Annotated in this window: 11 protein-coding genes; 6 read left to right on the top strand and 5 right to left on the bottom strand. The window is 44.0% G+C overall.

The window, feature by feature from the left end:
• Nucleotides 1-2730 (bottom strand): DUF7133 domain-containing protein, encoded by a 2730-nt coding sequence (locus tag SKC37_RS06920; RefSeq protein WP_377980775.1) that lies wholly within the window; start codon nucleotides 2728-2730, stop codon nucleotides 1-3.
• 124 nt (nucleotides 2731-2854) lie between these two features.
• Between SKC37_RS06920 and SKC37_RS06925 the strand changes: the two genes are divergently transcribed.
• The 3 genes from SKC37_RS06925 to SKC37_RS06935 all read left to right on the top strand — a co-directional run bounded on the left by SKC37_RS06925 (nucleotide 2855) and on the right by SKC37_RS06935 (nucleotide 8011).
• Complete coding sequence (locus tag SKC37_RS06925) at nucleotides 2855-4711, top strand: sialate O-acetylesterase (RefSeq protein WP_377980776.1); 1857 nt, start codon at nucleotides 2855-2857, stop codon at nucleotides 4709-4711.
• Nucleotides 4712-4764: 53 nt separating this feature from the next.
• Nucleotides 4765-6999 carry a glycoside hydrolase family 3 protein gene (locus SKC37_RS06930; RefSeq protein WP_377980777.1) on the top strand — a complete coding sequence of 745 codons (2235 nt, stop codon included), beginning with the start codon at nucleotides 4765-4767 and terminating at the stop codon, nucleotides 6997-6999.
• Between the two features lie 85 nt (nucleotides 7000-7084).
• The gene (locus SKC37_RS06935) at nucleotides 7085-8011 is read left to right on the top strand and encodes an AraC family transcriptional regulator (protein ID WP_377980778.1); all 927 of its coding nucleotides are present in this window, start codon (nucleotides 7085-7087) and stop codon (nucleotides 8009-8011) included.
• On the opposite strand, the gene SKC37_RS06940 is transcribed toward SKC37_RS06935, so the two are convergent.
• From SKC37_RS06940 to SKC37_RS06955, 4 genes are all read right to left on the bottom strand, one after another.
• A complete protein-coding gene (locus tag SKC37_RS06940; RefSeq protein ID WP_377980779.1) occupies nucleotides 7999-8370 on the bottom strand; it encodes a DUF779 domain-containing protein in 372 nt (123 codons plus the stop codon). The genes SKC37_RS06935 and SKC37_RS06940 overlap by 13 nt on opposite strands.
• 61 nt (nucleotides 8371-8431) lie before the next feature.
• The gene (locus SKC37_RS06945) at nucleotides 8432-9931 is read right to left on the bottom strand and encodes an aldehyde dehydrogenase family protein (RefSeq protein ID WP_377980780.1); all 1500 of its coding nucleotides are present in this window, start codon (nucleotides 9929-9931) and stop codon (nucleotides 8432-8434) included.
• A gap of 121 nt (nucleotides 9932-10052) precedes the next feature.
• A complete protein-coding gene (locus SKC37_RS06950) occupies nucleotides 10053-10901 on the bottom strand; it encodes a ChaN family lipoprotein (RefSeq protein WP_377980781.1) in 849 nt (282 codons plus the stop codon).
• 24 nt (nucleotides 10902-10925) lie between these two features.
• Nucleotides 10926-11600, bottom strand: coding sequence for a TetR/AcrR family transcriptional regulator (locus tag SKC37_RS06955; RefSeq protein WP_377980782.1), 675 nt, complete (start codon nucleotides 11598-11600; stop codon nucleotides 10926-10928).
• Nucleotides 11601-11732: 132 nt separating this feature from the next.
• On the opposite strand from SKC37_RS06955, the gene SKC37_RS06960 reads away from it, so the two are divergent.
• The 3 genes from SKC37_RS06960 to SKC37_RS06970 are packed head-to-tail and all read left to right on the top strand — an operon-like array spanning nucleotide 11733 to nucleotide 16021.
• Nucleotides 11733-13361, top strand: a complete 1629-nt coding sequence (locus tag SKC37_RS06960) for a peptidase domain-containing ABC transporter (RefSeq protein ID WP_377980783.1) — start codon at nucleotides 11733-11735, stop codon at nucleotides 13359-13361.
• The gene (locus SKC37_RS06965) at nucleotides 13348-14646 is read left to right on the top strand and encodes an HlyD family secretion protein (protein WP_377980784.1); all 1299 of its coding nucleotides are present in this window, start codon (nucleotides 13348-13350) and stop codon (nucleotides 14644-14646) included. The genes SKC37_RS06960 and SKC37_RS06965 overlap by 14 nt, the downstream gene beginning before the upstream one ends.
• Entirely contained in the window at nucleotides 14636-16021 is a 1386-nt protein-coding gene (locus tag SKC37_RS06970; protein WP_377980785.1) for a TolC family protein, read from the top strand. Before SKC37_RS06965 ends, SKC37_RS06970 begins: the two co-directional genes overlap by 11 nt.
• Nucleotides 16022-16061: the final 40 nt, after the last annotated feature.

Genomic DNA, 16061 nt, shown 5'->3' on the forward strand with positions numbered 1-16061 from the left:
TTACCTCAATCCAAAAATCTTCATCGAACGCATCGACCAAGGAGTTACGTCATCCGCGGCTGCCGTGACTCCTTCGGCTAATTTCAATCGCATAAACTTTGCACGCGTGGCTGGCAACGTGATGATATTATCGCCCTGCGTTCCTTTCACGTTCGCTTTCACTACCTTCCAATCTGAGCCATTCGTCGAGGCCTCCACGGTTAAATTACGTGGATAGGTGTGAGTGAATTCGGGCGTTTCCCCGGCCTTCGGTCTTTGGCCTTTCTTAAATCCAGAATTAGAGGTGAAATGGAATTCTGAGAAGGTGTATTCCGCTGGGAATTCTACTTGGAAGACCATATCTTTTTCCTGCGTTTTACCTGTCGACCAGCCCTCGTAATTGAAGGCACTTTTAGGAGATGCATTTCCCCCTACGCGAGTCGATGCGGTGTGGGAGGCATAGAATTTCCAGCTTTGGTCCGGAACAAATTCCACCGGTACTTGCTTCAGTAGTGACTCGAATTTATACATCCCCGTCTGCTTGTTTGTGTTCGCCCGAATGGCAGCTACTTGCGCAGGGCTTACGAATGACGCATCGTTCGACAAGCCATTTCGGATATACGAAACCACGTCTGAAATCCACTGATCAGACTGCTCTTTCATGGGTTGCATCAAACCGCCAGCATAAGTTTTACCCTCAATCGAGCCCTCAAGGCCATGCAATAGAACGCGAACCGCATATTCTGGATGTTGTTGGATACGGAATGATCCTGCCAAAGCCGGCGCTAACAATTTCCCATTCCCCATCGACTTCCCCATTCCATCATTGCCATGACACTGTGAACATAATTCTGCGAATACTAATTCGCCACGCTCCAAAATTCCTTTCTGTTCCTTGCTTATTTCTGGTGCATTAAAATTGCGCGATTTAGGTGGCGTAATAATTTGTTCCCCTATTAACTTCACTCCTGCCGATTTATTCGAAACCAAAGTCGTTTTGATAGAGGATTCATGATTAGGAACCATCAGAAATTTCTGCGTAAATATCGCCTGCATCACCACCTCATTATCCTTGTCTTTCAAGGCTTTATTGTATAAATCCGCTAGCCTTTTTTCGCCGGCTTTGTACAAGGTTTCTGAAGCCTTTAATGCTTGGATTCGAATACGCGGATTTGCATCCCCCGCTAAATGAGTGACCGTGGAAACTTTCAAAGCTCCTAAACCTTCCAAAGTCCAGATGGCGTGAATTCGACCATTCACATTGGTCCCCTTTAAGGCCATCGCCGTCAAAGCTGGCACCACTGATTTATCTTGGCGCTGCACCAAAACTTGTTGCGCCATATCTTGCCACCAGCCATTCGGGTGATTTAAATAGGTCACCAAAGTAGCCGATTTATCATCGTACATCCGCGGTTGTTTCGTATCTCGCTTGAAGCCCTCATGACTAACGCGCCAAATACGTCCCAAGCCCACCACTTTATCTAATTTATATTGCTCAATTTTCATCCTCAAGTAAGAACCCTTAGGCGTCCATTGTCCCTCCTGAATAATCCCGTGGTACATATCTACGATGTACATCGTTCCATCCGGAGCGGTAGCCATATCGATGGGACGGAACAAAGGATCCGTTGAGCGAATGAATTCGGATTTTTGATCTTGGTACACATTATGCAAAGTCGTCAAACCCTCCGTTTTCACGGGGTTAATTTGGCGGACAATGCGAGCCACTGGCTCTCCATAAAAAAGCTGACCGCGCAATGAGGCAGGCAAACGATCGCCACGGAAAATATCATTCCCGGCAGATCCGGTTACGCGATTTAGCGATCCATCAGGCTGGCGAATTTCGTCCATTCCGCCTTGCATATCTGACACTTTCACCGCAGCGCCGTAAGGGACTACGAAACCAGGAGCAAGTTCATTCGGTACTTCGAAGTTCCCATATTGAATCGGGAATTGGAAGTGGGATGGAACGCCAGAAGCGCCACCTTGAAAGTATAATTTTCCATCATCGTCTTGGGTAATTCCCCATTGGGCACGGTTTGCGCCCGTTTTTTCGCGGATGATTCCGCTAGGCGTTTCGCGGATACGGAAAGCATTATACGTAGAATAAAGCCAATTGTCCATCCCATAAAATAAGAAGGCTTGCTGGTGTTCGACGTTACCAGAACGGCCGTATTTGTTTGTGAAAAACTCTTTTTTATCGGCCTTGCCGTCGCCGTTTGTGTCCGTGTATTTGTAGATATTGTCTTGATCAGACTCCATCGTCAATACGCTGTTTTTCCCATAAGGCAAGACGAAACGCGGGAAGATTAATCCATCCACGAAGGCTGTTCCCGTCTCGTAAATCCCGTCATTATTTTTGTCTTCCCAGCGAGAAATTCGGCTGGTGGGTTCTAATTCGTTTTTGGAATCCGCATCTAACATATATGATCTCAATTCCAAAACATACATCCGCCCATTTCCATCAAACACAATTTCCGCAGGCTGCTGAATCTGTGGCTCCGCTAAAACCGGCTGCATTTGATAGCCGGAAGGTAGCAAAAACTTCTTCAACTGTTCATCGATGGTTAAGGGTTGCACCGGAGCTTTGGGCGCTAAATCAATCCCTTTCCAGTTCTCATCATTCGGGTCTACCCCATCCGGAATTTTCAATGTATCTACTGAAGTAATACGAGAAGAGGTAGAGTGAAAGGAGGCCAAAACAGCAAGCGTCAGCATCCCCGCCAAAGATAAAAGGGCTAATTTTTTCATAGGTTTAGATTTGCACACAAGGAATACAGAATTTCGCTGAATTACAATAGGTTAAGCGGAATTATCAGGGCAGGTCATCCTAAAATGCAGAAATCCTTATCTTAGCATTACGAACTATACCTCTATGAAAAAAATCTTCTTCCTACTACTCAGCTTCGCAGCTTTTTCAGAGGTTAAACTCCCGTCTTTAGTCAGCAACGGGATGGTGCTGCAACGCGATATGCCGGTGAAAATTTGGGGCTGGGCGAGTCCAGGCGAGAAAGTAAACGTAAGCTTTAAGGGGAAAAAACTGCGCACGTTAGCGGATGCTCAAGGAAACTGGGCTTGTACCTTACCAGCAACCCCTGCTGGTGGACCTTATGAAATTACGATCAATGAAAAGTCGGTGAAAGATGTCCTTTTCGGGGATGTGTGGCTATGCGCTGGACAATCCAATATGGTCATCAATATGGAGCGCGTGAAGGAGAAATACCCAGCTGATATTGCCTCCGCGAACAACTCACAGATTCGAAACTTCTTCATTCCCACGGCCATCTCCAAGGTAGATGTTCGCACCGATTTGCCAGCTAGTTCCTGGCTTCCGGTTACCCCAGAAAACGTACTACAAATGGGTGCGGTTTCGTATTTCTTTGCGCGTGATTTGTATGCAAAATACCAGGTACCCATCGGGATCATTAATTCAAGTGTGGGTGGAACTACCATCGAATCTTGGATCAGCGAAGCGGGATTAAAAGAGTTTCCGGCTTATGTGAAAGACACCACGCGAACGAGCTCGGCGCCGGCTGCACCTAGAAAATCCACAGACCGCGGCTTATCTGAAAAGTGGGCAAATCCTGCGTATGTTCCTAAAGGTTGGAAGCGCTTTTCGATCCCTGGTTTTTGGGAAGATCAGGGTTTACGAGATTTGAACGGCGTGGTTTGGTTCAGAAGAGAAATCGAGATTCCTTCTTCATTAGCGGGTTTGCCTGCCAAACTATTTATGGGCCGTATCGTCGATGCTGACCAGGTATTTGTAAACGGAGAGCAAGTGGGAAATATCACCTACCAATATCCGCCCCGCAGATATAACGTCAAAAGTGGTCTCCTAAAAGCTGGTAAAAACCTGATCGTTATTCGCGTCACCAACACGGCCGGTAAAGGTGGCTTCGTGCCGGATAAGCCATACGAACTGATTGTGGGAGACCAAACAGTCGATTTGCAAGGGGACTGGAATTACAAGGTAGGCGAAGTATTCCCTCCAATAGTGGAGAAGCCCGCTCCCTCTAATTTCACTCCTACCGCTTTGTACAACGCCATGATTGCCCCTTTTACCTCGTATTCCTTAAAGGGATTCGTTTGGTACCAAGGCGAAACCAATGTCTGGAAACCGGAGGTGTATCAACAGCTATTACCGGCTTTAGCCAAAGACTGGCGGACGCAATTTCAGCAGCCTGATATTCCCTTTTTATACGTGCAATTACCCGGCTTCCAAGACCGGACGATGCTACCAGCAGAAAGTAATATGGCCGTTCTGCGCGATGGACAATTAAAGAGTTTATCGATTCCGCGCAGTGGCATGGCGGTGACTTTGGATCTAGGCGAGTGGAATGACATTCATCCTTTGGCCAAAAAACCCATAGGCGAACGGCTTGCACTAGCTGCCCGCAAATTAGCCTACGGAGAGAACATCGTTTCATCCGGACCCATCTATGAATCCAACCAAATCGAGGAAAACCGCATCCGCATTCGTTTCCGAGAAACAGGAAGCGGGCTCTCCATTAATAAAACAGACGAAGACGAATTGATGCAATTTGCGATCGCCGGGAAAGACAAGAAATTCGTGTGGGCAAAAGCGATAATTGAACGGAATACGGTCGTGGTTTGGAGTGATGAAATTTTAGAACCGATGTACGTTCGCTATGGCTGGGCGGATAATCCCGAGGGCGCAAATTTAATCAATGCGGAAGGCTTGCCGGCTTCGCCATTTAGGACGGATAATTAATTGTATCATTCTGCTACAATAACTATCTTTGGCAAAATTATCCTACTCCCTACATGAAAAAGATCCTCGGATTACTCGCGATTTCGACTGTGGCATTCAGTCAACAGCAGTTTATTCAGCAGAAAAATGGCCCTACTTTAGGCTATGATCAGGCCAAAATCATTCAAAAAGACGGCCTATCATTCAAAGACCTGAATAAAAACGGGAAATTGGATGTGTACGAGGATTGGAGAAAACCGGAAGTCGAGCGGGCCAAAGATCTAGCGAAGCAATTAAGCGTAGAAGAAATCGCTGGTTTGATGTTGTACTCCGGACACCAAGCGGTTCCAGCAAGACCCGATGGCTATTTTGCGGGGACTTATGGCGGCAAGCCTTTTGACCCAAAGACCATGGATGCCTCGGATTTAACAGATCAACAGAAGAAATTTTTACAAGCAGACAATTTGCGTCACGTCTTATTGACGACGGTTTCGAGCCCAGAGGATGCGGCGAAATGGAACAATAAAATGCAAGCCTTTTGTGAATCAGTGGGCAAAGGAATTCCGGCTAATAACAGCACAGATCCGCGTCACGGAACTTCCGCGCGGGCAGAATTTAATGCAGCGGCCGGTGGACTTATTTCCATGTGGCCTTCATCTTTAGGAATGGCGGCGACGTTCAAGCCTGCCTTGATTCAACAATTCGGACGCATCGCGGCGGCAGAATACCGCGCTTTAGGGATTGCAACAGCCTTATCGCCCCAAGTAGACATCGCGACTGAACCAAGATGGGGTCGTTTTGATGGGACTTTTGGGGAAAGTCCAAAGCTTTCTGCGGCTATGGGGGAAGCGTATTGCAACGGATTTCAAGGAGACAACTGGGGTGGATTAAGCGTGAACGCGATGGTCAAACACTGGCCAGGCGGTGGCGCAGGCGAAGCGGGTCGCGACGCGCACTATGCGAACGGGAAGTTTGCGGTTTATCCAGGAAATAACTTTAACGAACACTTGATTCCGTTTACGGAAGGCGCGTTTAAACTAATAGGTAACACGAAGAAAGCCGCTGCCGTAATGCCCTACTATACGATCTCGTGGAACCAAACAAACGAAAACGTCGCAAACAACTACAATAAATACTTAGTGACGGACCTCTTGCGTAATAAATACGGCTACGATGGCGTCGTTTGCACAGACTGGTTAGTGACCGGCGATCACAAGGCGATGGACGTATTCATCGACGGCAAAGTATGGGGCGTAGAGAACTTAAATATGGCGGAACGTCATTATAAAGTATTGATGGCGGGGGCCGATCAGTTTGGGGGAAATAACGATATGAAACCGATCATCGATGCTTACGCGATGGGAGTGAAAGAGCATGGCGAGGCGAAGATGCGTGCGCGAATGGAACAATCTGCGGTACGTTTATTACGCAATATTTTCCAAGTGGGTTTATTCGAAAATCCGTACGTGAATCCAGCAGAAACAAAAGCGACGGTGGGTAAGCCGGAGTTTATGCAAGCGGGTTTCCAAGCACAATTGCAATCGATTGTGCTCTTGAAAAACAAGGCGAATTTGTTGCCTATTAAAGAGAAGAAAACGCTCTACATTCCGAAACGTTTCGTGGCAGCGTCCCGCCACTTTTTGGGCTTCCCGATTCCAGCTTCGAATGACTTCCCTATCAACATTGAACTGGTACAGAAATACTTTAACGTGACAGACGACGCGTCGAAAGCGGACATCGCTTTAGTGTGTATCGAGAATCCGAAAAGTGGTATCGGTTACGATAAAGAAGATGTGGCCAAAGGCGGTAACGGTTACCTGCCTATCTCACTTCAATACAACGATTACACGGCAAACGATGCGCGTGAGGTGAGTATTGCGGGTGGAGATCCTTTGGAAAACTTTACGAACAGAAGCTATAAAGGTAAAACGGTGAAGTCGCGTAACGTGACGGACATCCAATTAATCGAAGAGACCAAAGCGAAAATGAATGGCAAACCAGTCATCGTTTCTGTCAACGTGTCGAACCCGATGGTGTTCGCAGAATTTGAAGGAAAAGCGGATGCGATTCTAGCGAGTTTTGGCGTGCAAGACCAAGCGATCTTGGAAATATTAGCAGGAAAAGCAGAACCACAAGCCTTGTTACCGATGCAGATGCCAGCGAATATGAGCATCGTGGAAAAGCAAAAAGAAGACGTGCCATTTGATATGGAATGCCACTTAGACTCGGAAGGTCATCGCTATGACTTCGGTTTTGGAATGAACTGGAAAGGGGTGATTCAGGATGCACGAACGAAGATCTTCAAATAGGTAGTAGGTCAGGATTCATTTTTTTGTTTAAAAATTATTACTAATTTGGGTTTGCATACGCGGTAATTCGCGACCTGTTAACCCCATGAAAACAAACAAGATAGCTCCTGATGCTCCGGCGCTAACGCACGAGCGTTCGCTCAAGACTTTAGTTGAAAATCGGACTATTTATAACCTCGATCACTGCGAGTTGAATCTCTTTGAGACCTACCAGCAGTCGGCTTTGGTTCCCCTCGCTTTTAATGACTTAGTGGTGACGAGCATGTTGCGCGGGAAAAAGGTCATGCACCTTTTTGATGATCCGGCTTTCGATTATTTGCCTGGGGAATCCGTGATTATTCCAGCGAATGTGGAGATGAAAATCGACTTCCCAGAGGCTGAGATGAATAATCCCACCCAGTGTTTGGCCTTAGCGATTGACAATAAGAAGATCGTGGATACGCTGGATTTTTTGAATGAGCGTTATCCGAAAGAGGGATTGGCGAATTTTTGGCAACTAGATGACCGCAACTATTTCTTCTATAATAATCAGGATCTAGCACACACGATTAATAAGTTGATTCAGGTCTGCCAAAGCACGTCCATCACCAAGGATGTTCTCGCAGATCTCGCGATTCAAGAGCTATTAATTCACATCATTCAGACGCAATCCATTACATCCATCGAACGCGGAATCGAGGCAACGCCTAACCCCGTATTGAATAATATCTTGCTCTTAATTCGCGCAAACATTACACAAAAAATTAACTTAAAAGACATCGCAAAACAATCCGGAATGAGCCCGGCATCGATGTACCGAATGATCAAACGCGAGCTGGGAATTTCGCCAGTAGAATTGATTATTATGGAGCGAATTAAGCTGGCCAAGGCCTTGCTAAAAGACCAAAACATCTTTATCAAAAACGTGTGTTACGAGGCTGGTTTTGAAGATGCAAATTACTTCATTCGGGCCTTTAAACTACATGAAGGAGTGACTCCAAAACAGTACCAACAAATGAATCAGCTCAGGTAAGTTAAAGGCGTCAAATTAGCCCGCTCTTCATCCGTAAATAAGCGAGATTTTGTTATAAAGCGAAGCCCCATAGGTATTTCTAACGAAAAAGAAGAGCCACGACCGGATACTACATCAATGGTTAATTGCGTGTACTGCCAGTATTCTTGCTGGTCTTTACTCATCCAAAATTCCGTATTTTCAATCGTACCTAAACACACATCCGATTCCCCTATTTTGAAATCGCCTTTTTCAAAACACATGGGCTGAGATCCGTCGCAGCAACCACCACTTTGGTGAAACATCAACTCTCCAAAACGCTCCTTCAGCTGGTTCACAACCGCTATCGCTTCATCCGAAATAAGTACACGAGGTGTCATAGGCTATAAAAAAAGTCGCAGGGCGAAGATCACCCTGCGACAAATGTATTCAGAAATCAAATTAAAAGAACCCTAATTTTTTCTTATCATAAGAAACTAACATATTCTTCGTCTGACGGTAGTGACCTAACATCATCTTGTGTGTCTCTCGTCCGAAACCAGATTTCTTGTAGCCTCCGAATGGAGCGTGCGCTGGATAAGCATGGTAGCAGTTTACCCAAACACGGCCCGCTTGGATCGCACGTGGCACTTGATACAACTCGTGTGCATCACGTGTCCAAACACCCGCACCTAAACCATACAATGTGTCATTTGCGATTTCAATCGCTTCCTCTGTCGTTTTGAACGTAGCAACACAAACCACTGGTCCAAAGATCTCTTCTTGGAAGATACGCATCTTGTTATTTCCTTTGAATAACGTAGGCTGGATGTAATACCCATTCGCTAAATCGCCTGGTAATTTATGCACATCACCACCACACAATACTTCCGCTCCCTCTTCCACACCAAGTTTCAAATAGGACTGAATTTTCTCGTATTGATCGTTCGATGCTTGAGCGCCCATCATCGTGTTAGGATCTAACGGATCACCCATTTTGATCGCTTTTGTGCGCTCAACCACGCGAGCCATAAACTTATCGTAGATGCTCTCATGCACTAAAATACGTGATGGACACGTACAAACTTCGCCTTGATTTACGGCAAATAACACCGCGCCTTCTACGGCTTTGTCGAAGAAATCATCGTCTGCATCTGCGACCGATGGGAAGAAGATGTTAGGTGATTTACCTCCTAATTCCATGGTTACCGGAATCAAGTTTTCAGACGCATATTGCATAATTAAACGACCAGTCGTTGTCTCACCTGTGAAAGAAACTTTGGAGATGCGAGGCGATTGCGCTAATGGCTTTCCAGCCTCAGGACCAAAGCCCGTTACTACGTTTAAAACTCCTGCTGGAAGAATGTCTTGGATCAACTCTAGTAAACACATAATGGAAGTAGGTGTTTGCTCAGCTGGCTTAACCACCGTGCAACATCCCGCTGCTAAGGCAGGTGCGATTTTCCATGTTGCCATTAATAATGGGAAGTTCCAAGGAATGATTTGGCCTACTACACCGATAGGCTCGTGCAAGCAGATGCTTACCGTGTTTTCATCATGCTCTGAAATAGTTCCCTCTTCTGCGCGAAGACATCCAGCAAAATAACGGAAATGATCCACTACTAAAGGTAAATCCACGTTTACCGTTTCACGGATGGGCTTACCATTATCGATGGTTTCTACAGCGGCTAAATAAGCTAAGTTCGCTTCAATTTTATCAGCGATTTTTAATAAGATGGAAGAACGGTGATTCACCGATGATTTTCCCCAAGTCTCAAATGCTTTGTGAGCCGCATCTAAAGCTAACTCGATATCCTCTTTCCCAGAACGTGCCGCTTTCGCGATTAATTTCCCATCTACTGGGCTGTAATTTTCAAAATACTCTCCTTTTACAGGAGCTACGAATTTACCTCCAATGAAGTTGTCATAATGTGACTTAAAGGTGGGTCTTGCAGTTGACATAGTTTTATAATGATTAAGGTTAACAGATTTATTTCGTTTGAATACGAAGGCAAATCTATCCTTATCATTATAGTTCGAATAGCACTATTTCGTCAAATAATAGCACTTTGCAATCAGTGCCCTAATAAGTCCCCGTCATGTCTTCCTCTACGCAGATGATGTAATCTGCTTTTAAAAGATGCTCTGGGAGCAGGGAATCGATCTCTTTTTGAGAAACGGTGGCGATAGTTGCGATCTTGATATCTGCTTTTGAGCGCTTTAAATACCAGGAAATTCCCTCGTAATATTCCGAGTGATAGGAGCCATTATAGTGGATGAAAAGGAATCCTGGATTCCAATTTGTGAATATAAAATGGGCCATCGTCGCATCTTTCAAGGCCTGCGCTTTGGGCATATTAGGCGAAGTATGTTCGCCCATCATTTTCAACATTTTTTGATAGCCGGGAAGATTTGCATCGTATGCGATGGGCATGGGGGCGATCCATGATTTTTCCTCTGATGTCAAACTTGCTAAACTTTCAAACCCTCCACGCGAGACTTGACTCGCGTATTTTCGAGGCACATTGGTGGCGATGAAAGGCAGGTTTTTCTCTTTAGCTAAATTCACTAAAGGCGCATAATCGGTTTTGTAATTTTTCCAAAGTCTAGCCGACGTATCCAACCCTTTGGCTGTAATCTTCCCTTGCAAATAGTTGGTTAAAGCAGCCTGATTATCGCGTTCAAACATCTCCGCGCCTAACACCAATTGACGGTTTTCCGATAAGGCTTGCGTGATTTCTAATTCTAACCAATGGCTAATGGGGTTATTGTGCAACTCCCCTATCAACACCACATCCTGCTGATTCAGATGCTTGAGCATCTTCTCATAGGAAACCTTTTTGCCCTTTGCATTATATAATACGTAGGCCGGCTTATCGAAAGCCTGCAAAGAAAATGAAAGTGCAAGGAAGAGGGAGAGTAGCTTTATCATGAGATAAAGCTAAAAAATTCTGGCTTAAGCCTGCAAGGATTTGAACAATAAATCCCTCAAATAACGCGCGACAAATTCCGTCTTGTGCTTCTTCCCGGCGTCTGTCAATTTAGGCAGGTGCTGACTGAAAAACAGCTGTGAATGCGCGGTTTCGATTAGTGTGCTGCTCAATGAATGAGGAAATTCGTAGGCGGGATTGTGTGATTGAATCAATTCCGAGATACGCGCACAAAGATCTTTATAGGGCTTAAATACGGCATTCTCATTGATTTCTTTGACCTCCTTCACCAGGTAGACTTTGCTACTTTCGGTGATGACGATTTGGTGTAAATACTTTTTATTGTAATCCGACTGACCTTCACTCTCCTCTAACGGGTGCGTCAATAATTCAATCAGACGTTCTAGTTTAGCTTTTGAATTTGCCAAAGGTTGCAATTGAAACACCACCAAGTATTCCATATAAGACCAATACCAATTCAAGATGTACAATAACATCCGGTGTTTATTCTCAAAATAGCGGTAGATTGTTGCTTCTGTCGTGTTCATCTCCTTCGCTAACTTCTTGAAGGTAAAATGCTCAAAACCTAAGGTATGAATTAAGTCAATCGCATTTTTGACGATCTGTTTGCCTAATTCCGTACTTTCAGGATCTCGTAAATAGATTTTCTCGTTGACCTTAAAACTAAGTGAATAATCCATGGTTTACTTATTTGAACTCCCCAAAGTTAATAATAGAAATACTAACACAAAAGATATTTTAACAATTATTAATAATAGTATTACTATTATTTAAAAAAGTATTTTTAGTTTTGCATCAGAAAACGAATTGTTATGCAACAAATTAGTCCATTGAAACGAGTGCAAGCCCTGATAGGGGATCACAATAAGGAGGTCACTTCGATCTACTTGTTTTCCATTTTGGGCGGTATTGTCAATTTAAGTTTACCATTAGGTGTTCAAACCATCATTGGTTTAGTAATGGGGGCCACCATGGTTACTTCCATTTATGTGCTCATCTTTTTAGTCGTTTTGGGTGTATTTCTGATGGGTTTATTTCAAATCAACCAGATGAAAATCATTGAGTCGATTCAACAGAAAATATTTGCCAATTATGCCTATGCCTTTGCGGACAAGATCCCTCAATTGGATTTAAAGCAGATGGATAAATACCATATTCCGGAGAAAGTGAATCGATTTTTTGACACCTTAAATATTCAAAAAGGCTTTGCAAAGCTTTTATTGGATATACCGGTGGCGACGGTACAGATACTCTTTGGTATTATCCTTTTATCACTTTATCATCCGCTATTTATCATATTAGGGCTTATTTTGCTACTCTTATTAGGACTGATTTTATATTACACGTCCCAAAAAGGGATCGAAACCAGTATCGAGGAATCGAACTATAAATATGGTGTGGCAGGATTTTTTGGGGAAATCGCACGTACTATAAAGACCTTTAAATTTAGCCAAGGTTCTGACTTAAACTTAATCCGAACAGACGAAAATGTGAGCGGGTATTTAGAGGCTAGAACAAAGCATTTTCACGTGCTTTTATTTCAATACAAATCCCTTCTGTTTTTCAAAGTGGCCTTGACTACCTTGATGTTAACCTTAGGCTCCTATCTGTTAATTAATCAACAATTAAACGTAGGGGAATTCGTCGCGGCAGAAATCGTGATTATGCTAGTGATAGGAGCCGTGGAAAAGCTAATTACTAGCCTAGATAGCGCCTATGATGTAATAACGGGACTAGAGAAGTTAGCTAGTGTGACGGATAATCCATTAGAGACAAGTGGAGATTTAGAACTGAATACGCAGGTAGGATTAGAGATTGAAATGAAGAATTTCAGCTTTGAATTCGAAACAGGCAAGCCGGTTTTAAATTCTAGTAATTTGCACATCCAATCGGGCGAAAAGATTCAAGTAGTAGGTCCTGCAGGATCTGGTAAATCAATCTTGATGCGCGTTTTAACTGGAAATTATATCGATTTTAAAGGAACACTTTTGATCAATAAGGTTCCTATTAAAAACTATAATCTACAAAGCTTACGAAAACACATAGGGATATTACTTCAAAACCAGGAGGTTTTTGGTGGAACTGTTTGGGAAAACATTAGCTTAGGTAATAAAGAGATTAGCCCATCCTTAATATTAGCGACAGCAGATGCATTAGGGTTTGCAGATTTCTTGAATCACTTTTCGCTCGGTTTTGATTCAGAATTAGAGCCGCTAGGTAAGAAAACTCCCCAAACCATCGTAAAGAAAATAGTATTACTTCGCGCACTTTGCGGAGATAAGCGATTGCTACTATTGGAGAATCCTTGGAATGGTTTAGAACCTGAGATTGCAGATAGAATCCAAACTTATTTAAAAAACCAAGCCGCTACTGTAATTATAGCAACGAATGAGGATGTGCTTTTTGGCAAAAAAATAGAGATCAATAATGGAAAAGTTTAAGTCATTTAATCAGATTTATCTACGCGATAAAGGACCTGCGACGAAGCCTTGGTTAATCGGATTAGGCCTCATTATGCTGGGGGTACTTTTCCTGCCCTGGACCCAAAACATTCGTTCGAAAGGCCAGATCACCAGCCTTTATCAAGAGCAAAAACCACAAAAGATTTACAGCCCCATTGCAGGAAAAATCAGCCGTTGGTGGGTAAAGGAAGGGGACTTTGTAGAGCAAGGCGATACCCTAGCTAAGATCTCAGAGATCAAAGCAGAATATTTGGATCCGAAACTAATCTCCAGAACGCAAGAGCAGCTAGATGCGAAGAAAGGGACAGTCTCATATTACGAACAAAAGGTGAAATCCACAGAGGATCAGATCGCCAATTTGCGTTCATCAAAAGCTTTAAAGCAAGATCAATTAACAAACAAGATCACGGCTTTGCAGCAAAAATTAACCGGGGAAAAAGCGGAGTTTGAGGCTGCTTCGAATGAGTACAATTTAGTGAAAGACCAGTTTGAACGTAATCAAAAAATGTACAAAGAGGGATTGATTTCGCAGACACAATTTCAGCAGCGAAATGCATCCATGCAGAATTCCTTAGCGAAAAAAACCACTGCTGAAAATAAGGTAAACCAAACCCTCCAAGAAATTCAAAATACGAAAATTGAATTGCGGGGTGTCGACCAAGAATACAGTGAGAAAATGAACAAAGCGGAGGGAGAAAAATTCCAAAGTTTAGGTATGATCGAAACCGGGAAAGGGGATGTTGCAAAATTGGAAAATCAAGTCACAAGTTATACGATTCGAGATGGCATGTACTACATTTTAGCCCCCCAAAGTGGGCAGGTAATCAATGCGAAAAAGGCGGGTATTGGCGAAATTTTGAAAGACGGCGAAGAGCTATTAACCATTGTTCCGCAAAACACGAATTACGCGGTGGAGATGTATGTTCGACCTGTGGATTTACCTTTAATGTCTCCTGGACAGGATGTGCGCTTTATTTTTGACGGCTTTCCTGCTATCATATTTGCAGGGGGATGGCCGGATCAGAGCTTCGGAACCTTTGCTGGCAAGGTACGTGCTGTCGAAAATAACATCGATGAAAAAGGGATGTTCCGGGTGATTGTGGTGGAGAATCCGAAAGAGAAGAAGTGGCCAAAGCAAATCAAAATGGGTGCGGGTGCGCAAGGAATTGCCTTGTTAAATGATGTACCACTTTGGTACGAATTATGGCGAAATATCAATGGCTTCCCAGCGGATTTTTATACGGTAAAAAAGGATGAAAAATAGTCTTCTCTTCTTGTTTCTCAGCTTTGCTAGCTTTGCCCAAACGCCCATTTTATACCCCGAGGCGTTTCTAAAAATCGTGCAAACCTACCACCCACTCGCGAAGCAGGCGAGCATCGGTGTGCAAAAATCGGAAGCGCAAATCTTACAGGCCAGAGGCGGCTTCGATCCTGTTTTGAGTCATTACAGTGGGCAAAAAACCTTTGATGGGAAAAACTATTACGAATACAACGCCCCTGAATTAAGTATTCCTACGTGGTATGGTATCGAGTTAAGTACGGGGATGGAAAACCTAGGTGGTTCCCGCTTAAACCCGAACCAAACGTTAGGAGAAACCAGCTACATCGGCATCAGCATTCCATTAGCTAAAAACCTGCTAATGGATCAGCGCAGAGCTAGTTTACAACAAGCAAAGCTGATGAATCAGATGGCGCTACAACAACAAAGAAGCATCTTGAATGATCTATTTTCCGATGCCATGGCATCCTATTGGAATTGGGTAAAAAGCGTGCGCGTTTTAAAAATTGTAGACCAAAATCTGAAGATAGCCGAGGTCCGCGTTTCGTTCGTAAAACGCAGTGTGGAATTAGGCGAAAGACCAGCGGTCGATACGCTAGAGGCGACTACGCAAAAGCAATATTTTGACAACCTGTACCAAGCGAAATGGGTGGAGAGAGAGAACGCACGCTTATCTCTTTCGGTCTATTTATGGCAGGAGAACAACACGCCGCAGGAATTGTCAACCGAGGTGCAACCCGCCGAAGTAACGAATGAATTCGCTTGGATTGCAGACTTCGATTTAAACCTTAGCTCGCTCTTAGAAAAAGCCTATGCAAACCATCCAGATTTAAGCGCTTATCAATTCAAAATTGAGGGCTTACAAGTGGAGAAGAAATTGAAGTTCCAAAGTCTGCTGCCTAAACTCGATGTGAGTTATAATGCTTTGTCCAAAGGCCTCACTCCTAGCCTGGAGGTGCGTCCCTTATTCGAAAATAATTACCAATACGGGATCAAATTTGAAATGCCCTTACGCCTCTCGAAAGGCCGGGCTGATTACGCTTTGGCAAAACTAAAAATCCAAGAAGAGTCGCTTAATCTAGCACAGAAAAAGCAACAAATTCAGGTCAAAGTGAGTGCATATGTAAACCAAGTCGAGAGTTTGAAAAAGCAAATTCAGACGCAGGAGAAGGCATTAATAAACTACCAAGCACTCGTAAAAGCAGAGGAATCGCGCTTCGCCCAAGGGGAATCATCTCTCTTCTTAATCAATAGCCGGGAGACGAAAGCGATGGAGGCGGCAGAGAAATTAACCGAACTAAAAGCCTACCTGTTTAAAACGATCTATGCGCTGCAGGCGAGTGCCGGGGTATTAATTTAGGATTATTAGGCGTACCTTTGCGTCTTCTAAAATACCCCCT

Source organism: Aquirufa esocilacus, from assembly GCF_042715595.1.
GTDB lineage: Bacteria > Bacteroidota > Bacteroidia > Cytophagales > Spirosomataceae > Aquirufa > Aquirufa esocilacus.

What these genes read in the sequence shown, in the direction of transcription:
- SKC37_RS06935 (WP_377980778.1), top strand. Translation starts at nt 7,085, where the DNA reads ATGAAAACAAACAAGATAGCTCCTGATGCTCCGGCGCTAACGCACGAG.
- SKC37_RS06940 (WP_377980779.1), bottom strand. Translation starts at nt 8,370, where the DNA reads ATGACACCTCGTGTACTTATTTCGGATGAAGCGATAGCGGTTGTGAAC.
- SKC37_RS06920 (WP_377980775.1), bottom strand. Translation starts at nt 2,730, where the DNA reads ATGAAAAAATTAGCCCTTTTATCTTTGGCGGGGATGCTGACGCTTGCT.
- SKC37_RS06965 (WP_377980784.1), top strand. Translation starts at nt 13,348, where the DNA reads ATGGAAAAGTTTAAGTCATTTAATCAGATTTATCTACGCGATAAAGGA.
- SKC37_RS06925 (WP_377980776.1), top strand. Translation starts at nt 2,855, where the DNA reads ATGAAAAAAATCTTCTTCCTACTACTCAGCTTCGCAGCTTTTTCAGAG.
- SKC37_RS06955 (WP_377980782.1), bottom strand. Translation starts at nt 11,600, where the DNA reads ATGGATTATTCACTTAGTTTTAAGGTCAACGAGAAAATCTATTTACGA.
- SKC37_RS06930 (WP_377980777.1), top strand. Translation starts at nt 4,765, where the DNA reads ATGAAAAAGATCCTCGGATTACTCGCGATTTCGACTGTGGCATTCAGT.
- SKC37_RS06960 (WP_377980783.1), top strand. Translation starts at nt 11,733, where the DNA reads ATGCAACAAATTAGTCCATTGAAACGAGTGCAAGCCCTGATAGGGGAT.
- SKC37_RS06945 (WP_377980780.1), bottom strand. Translation starts at nt 9,931, where the DNA reads ATGTCAACTGCAAGACCCACCTTTAAGTCACATTATGACAACTTCATT.
- SKC37_RS06970 (WP_377980785.1), top strand. Translation starts at nt 14,636, where the DNA reads ATGAAAAATAGTCTTCTCTTCTTGTTTCTCAGCTTTGCTAGCTTTGCC.
- SKC37_RS06950 (WP_377980781.1), bottom strand. Translation starts at nt 10,901, where the DNA reads ATGATAAAGCTACTCTCCCTCTTCCTTGCACTTTCATTTTCTTTGCAG.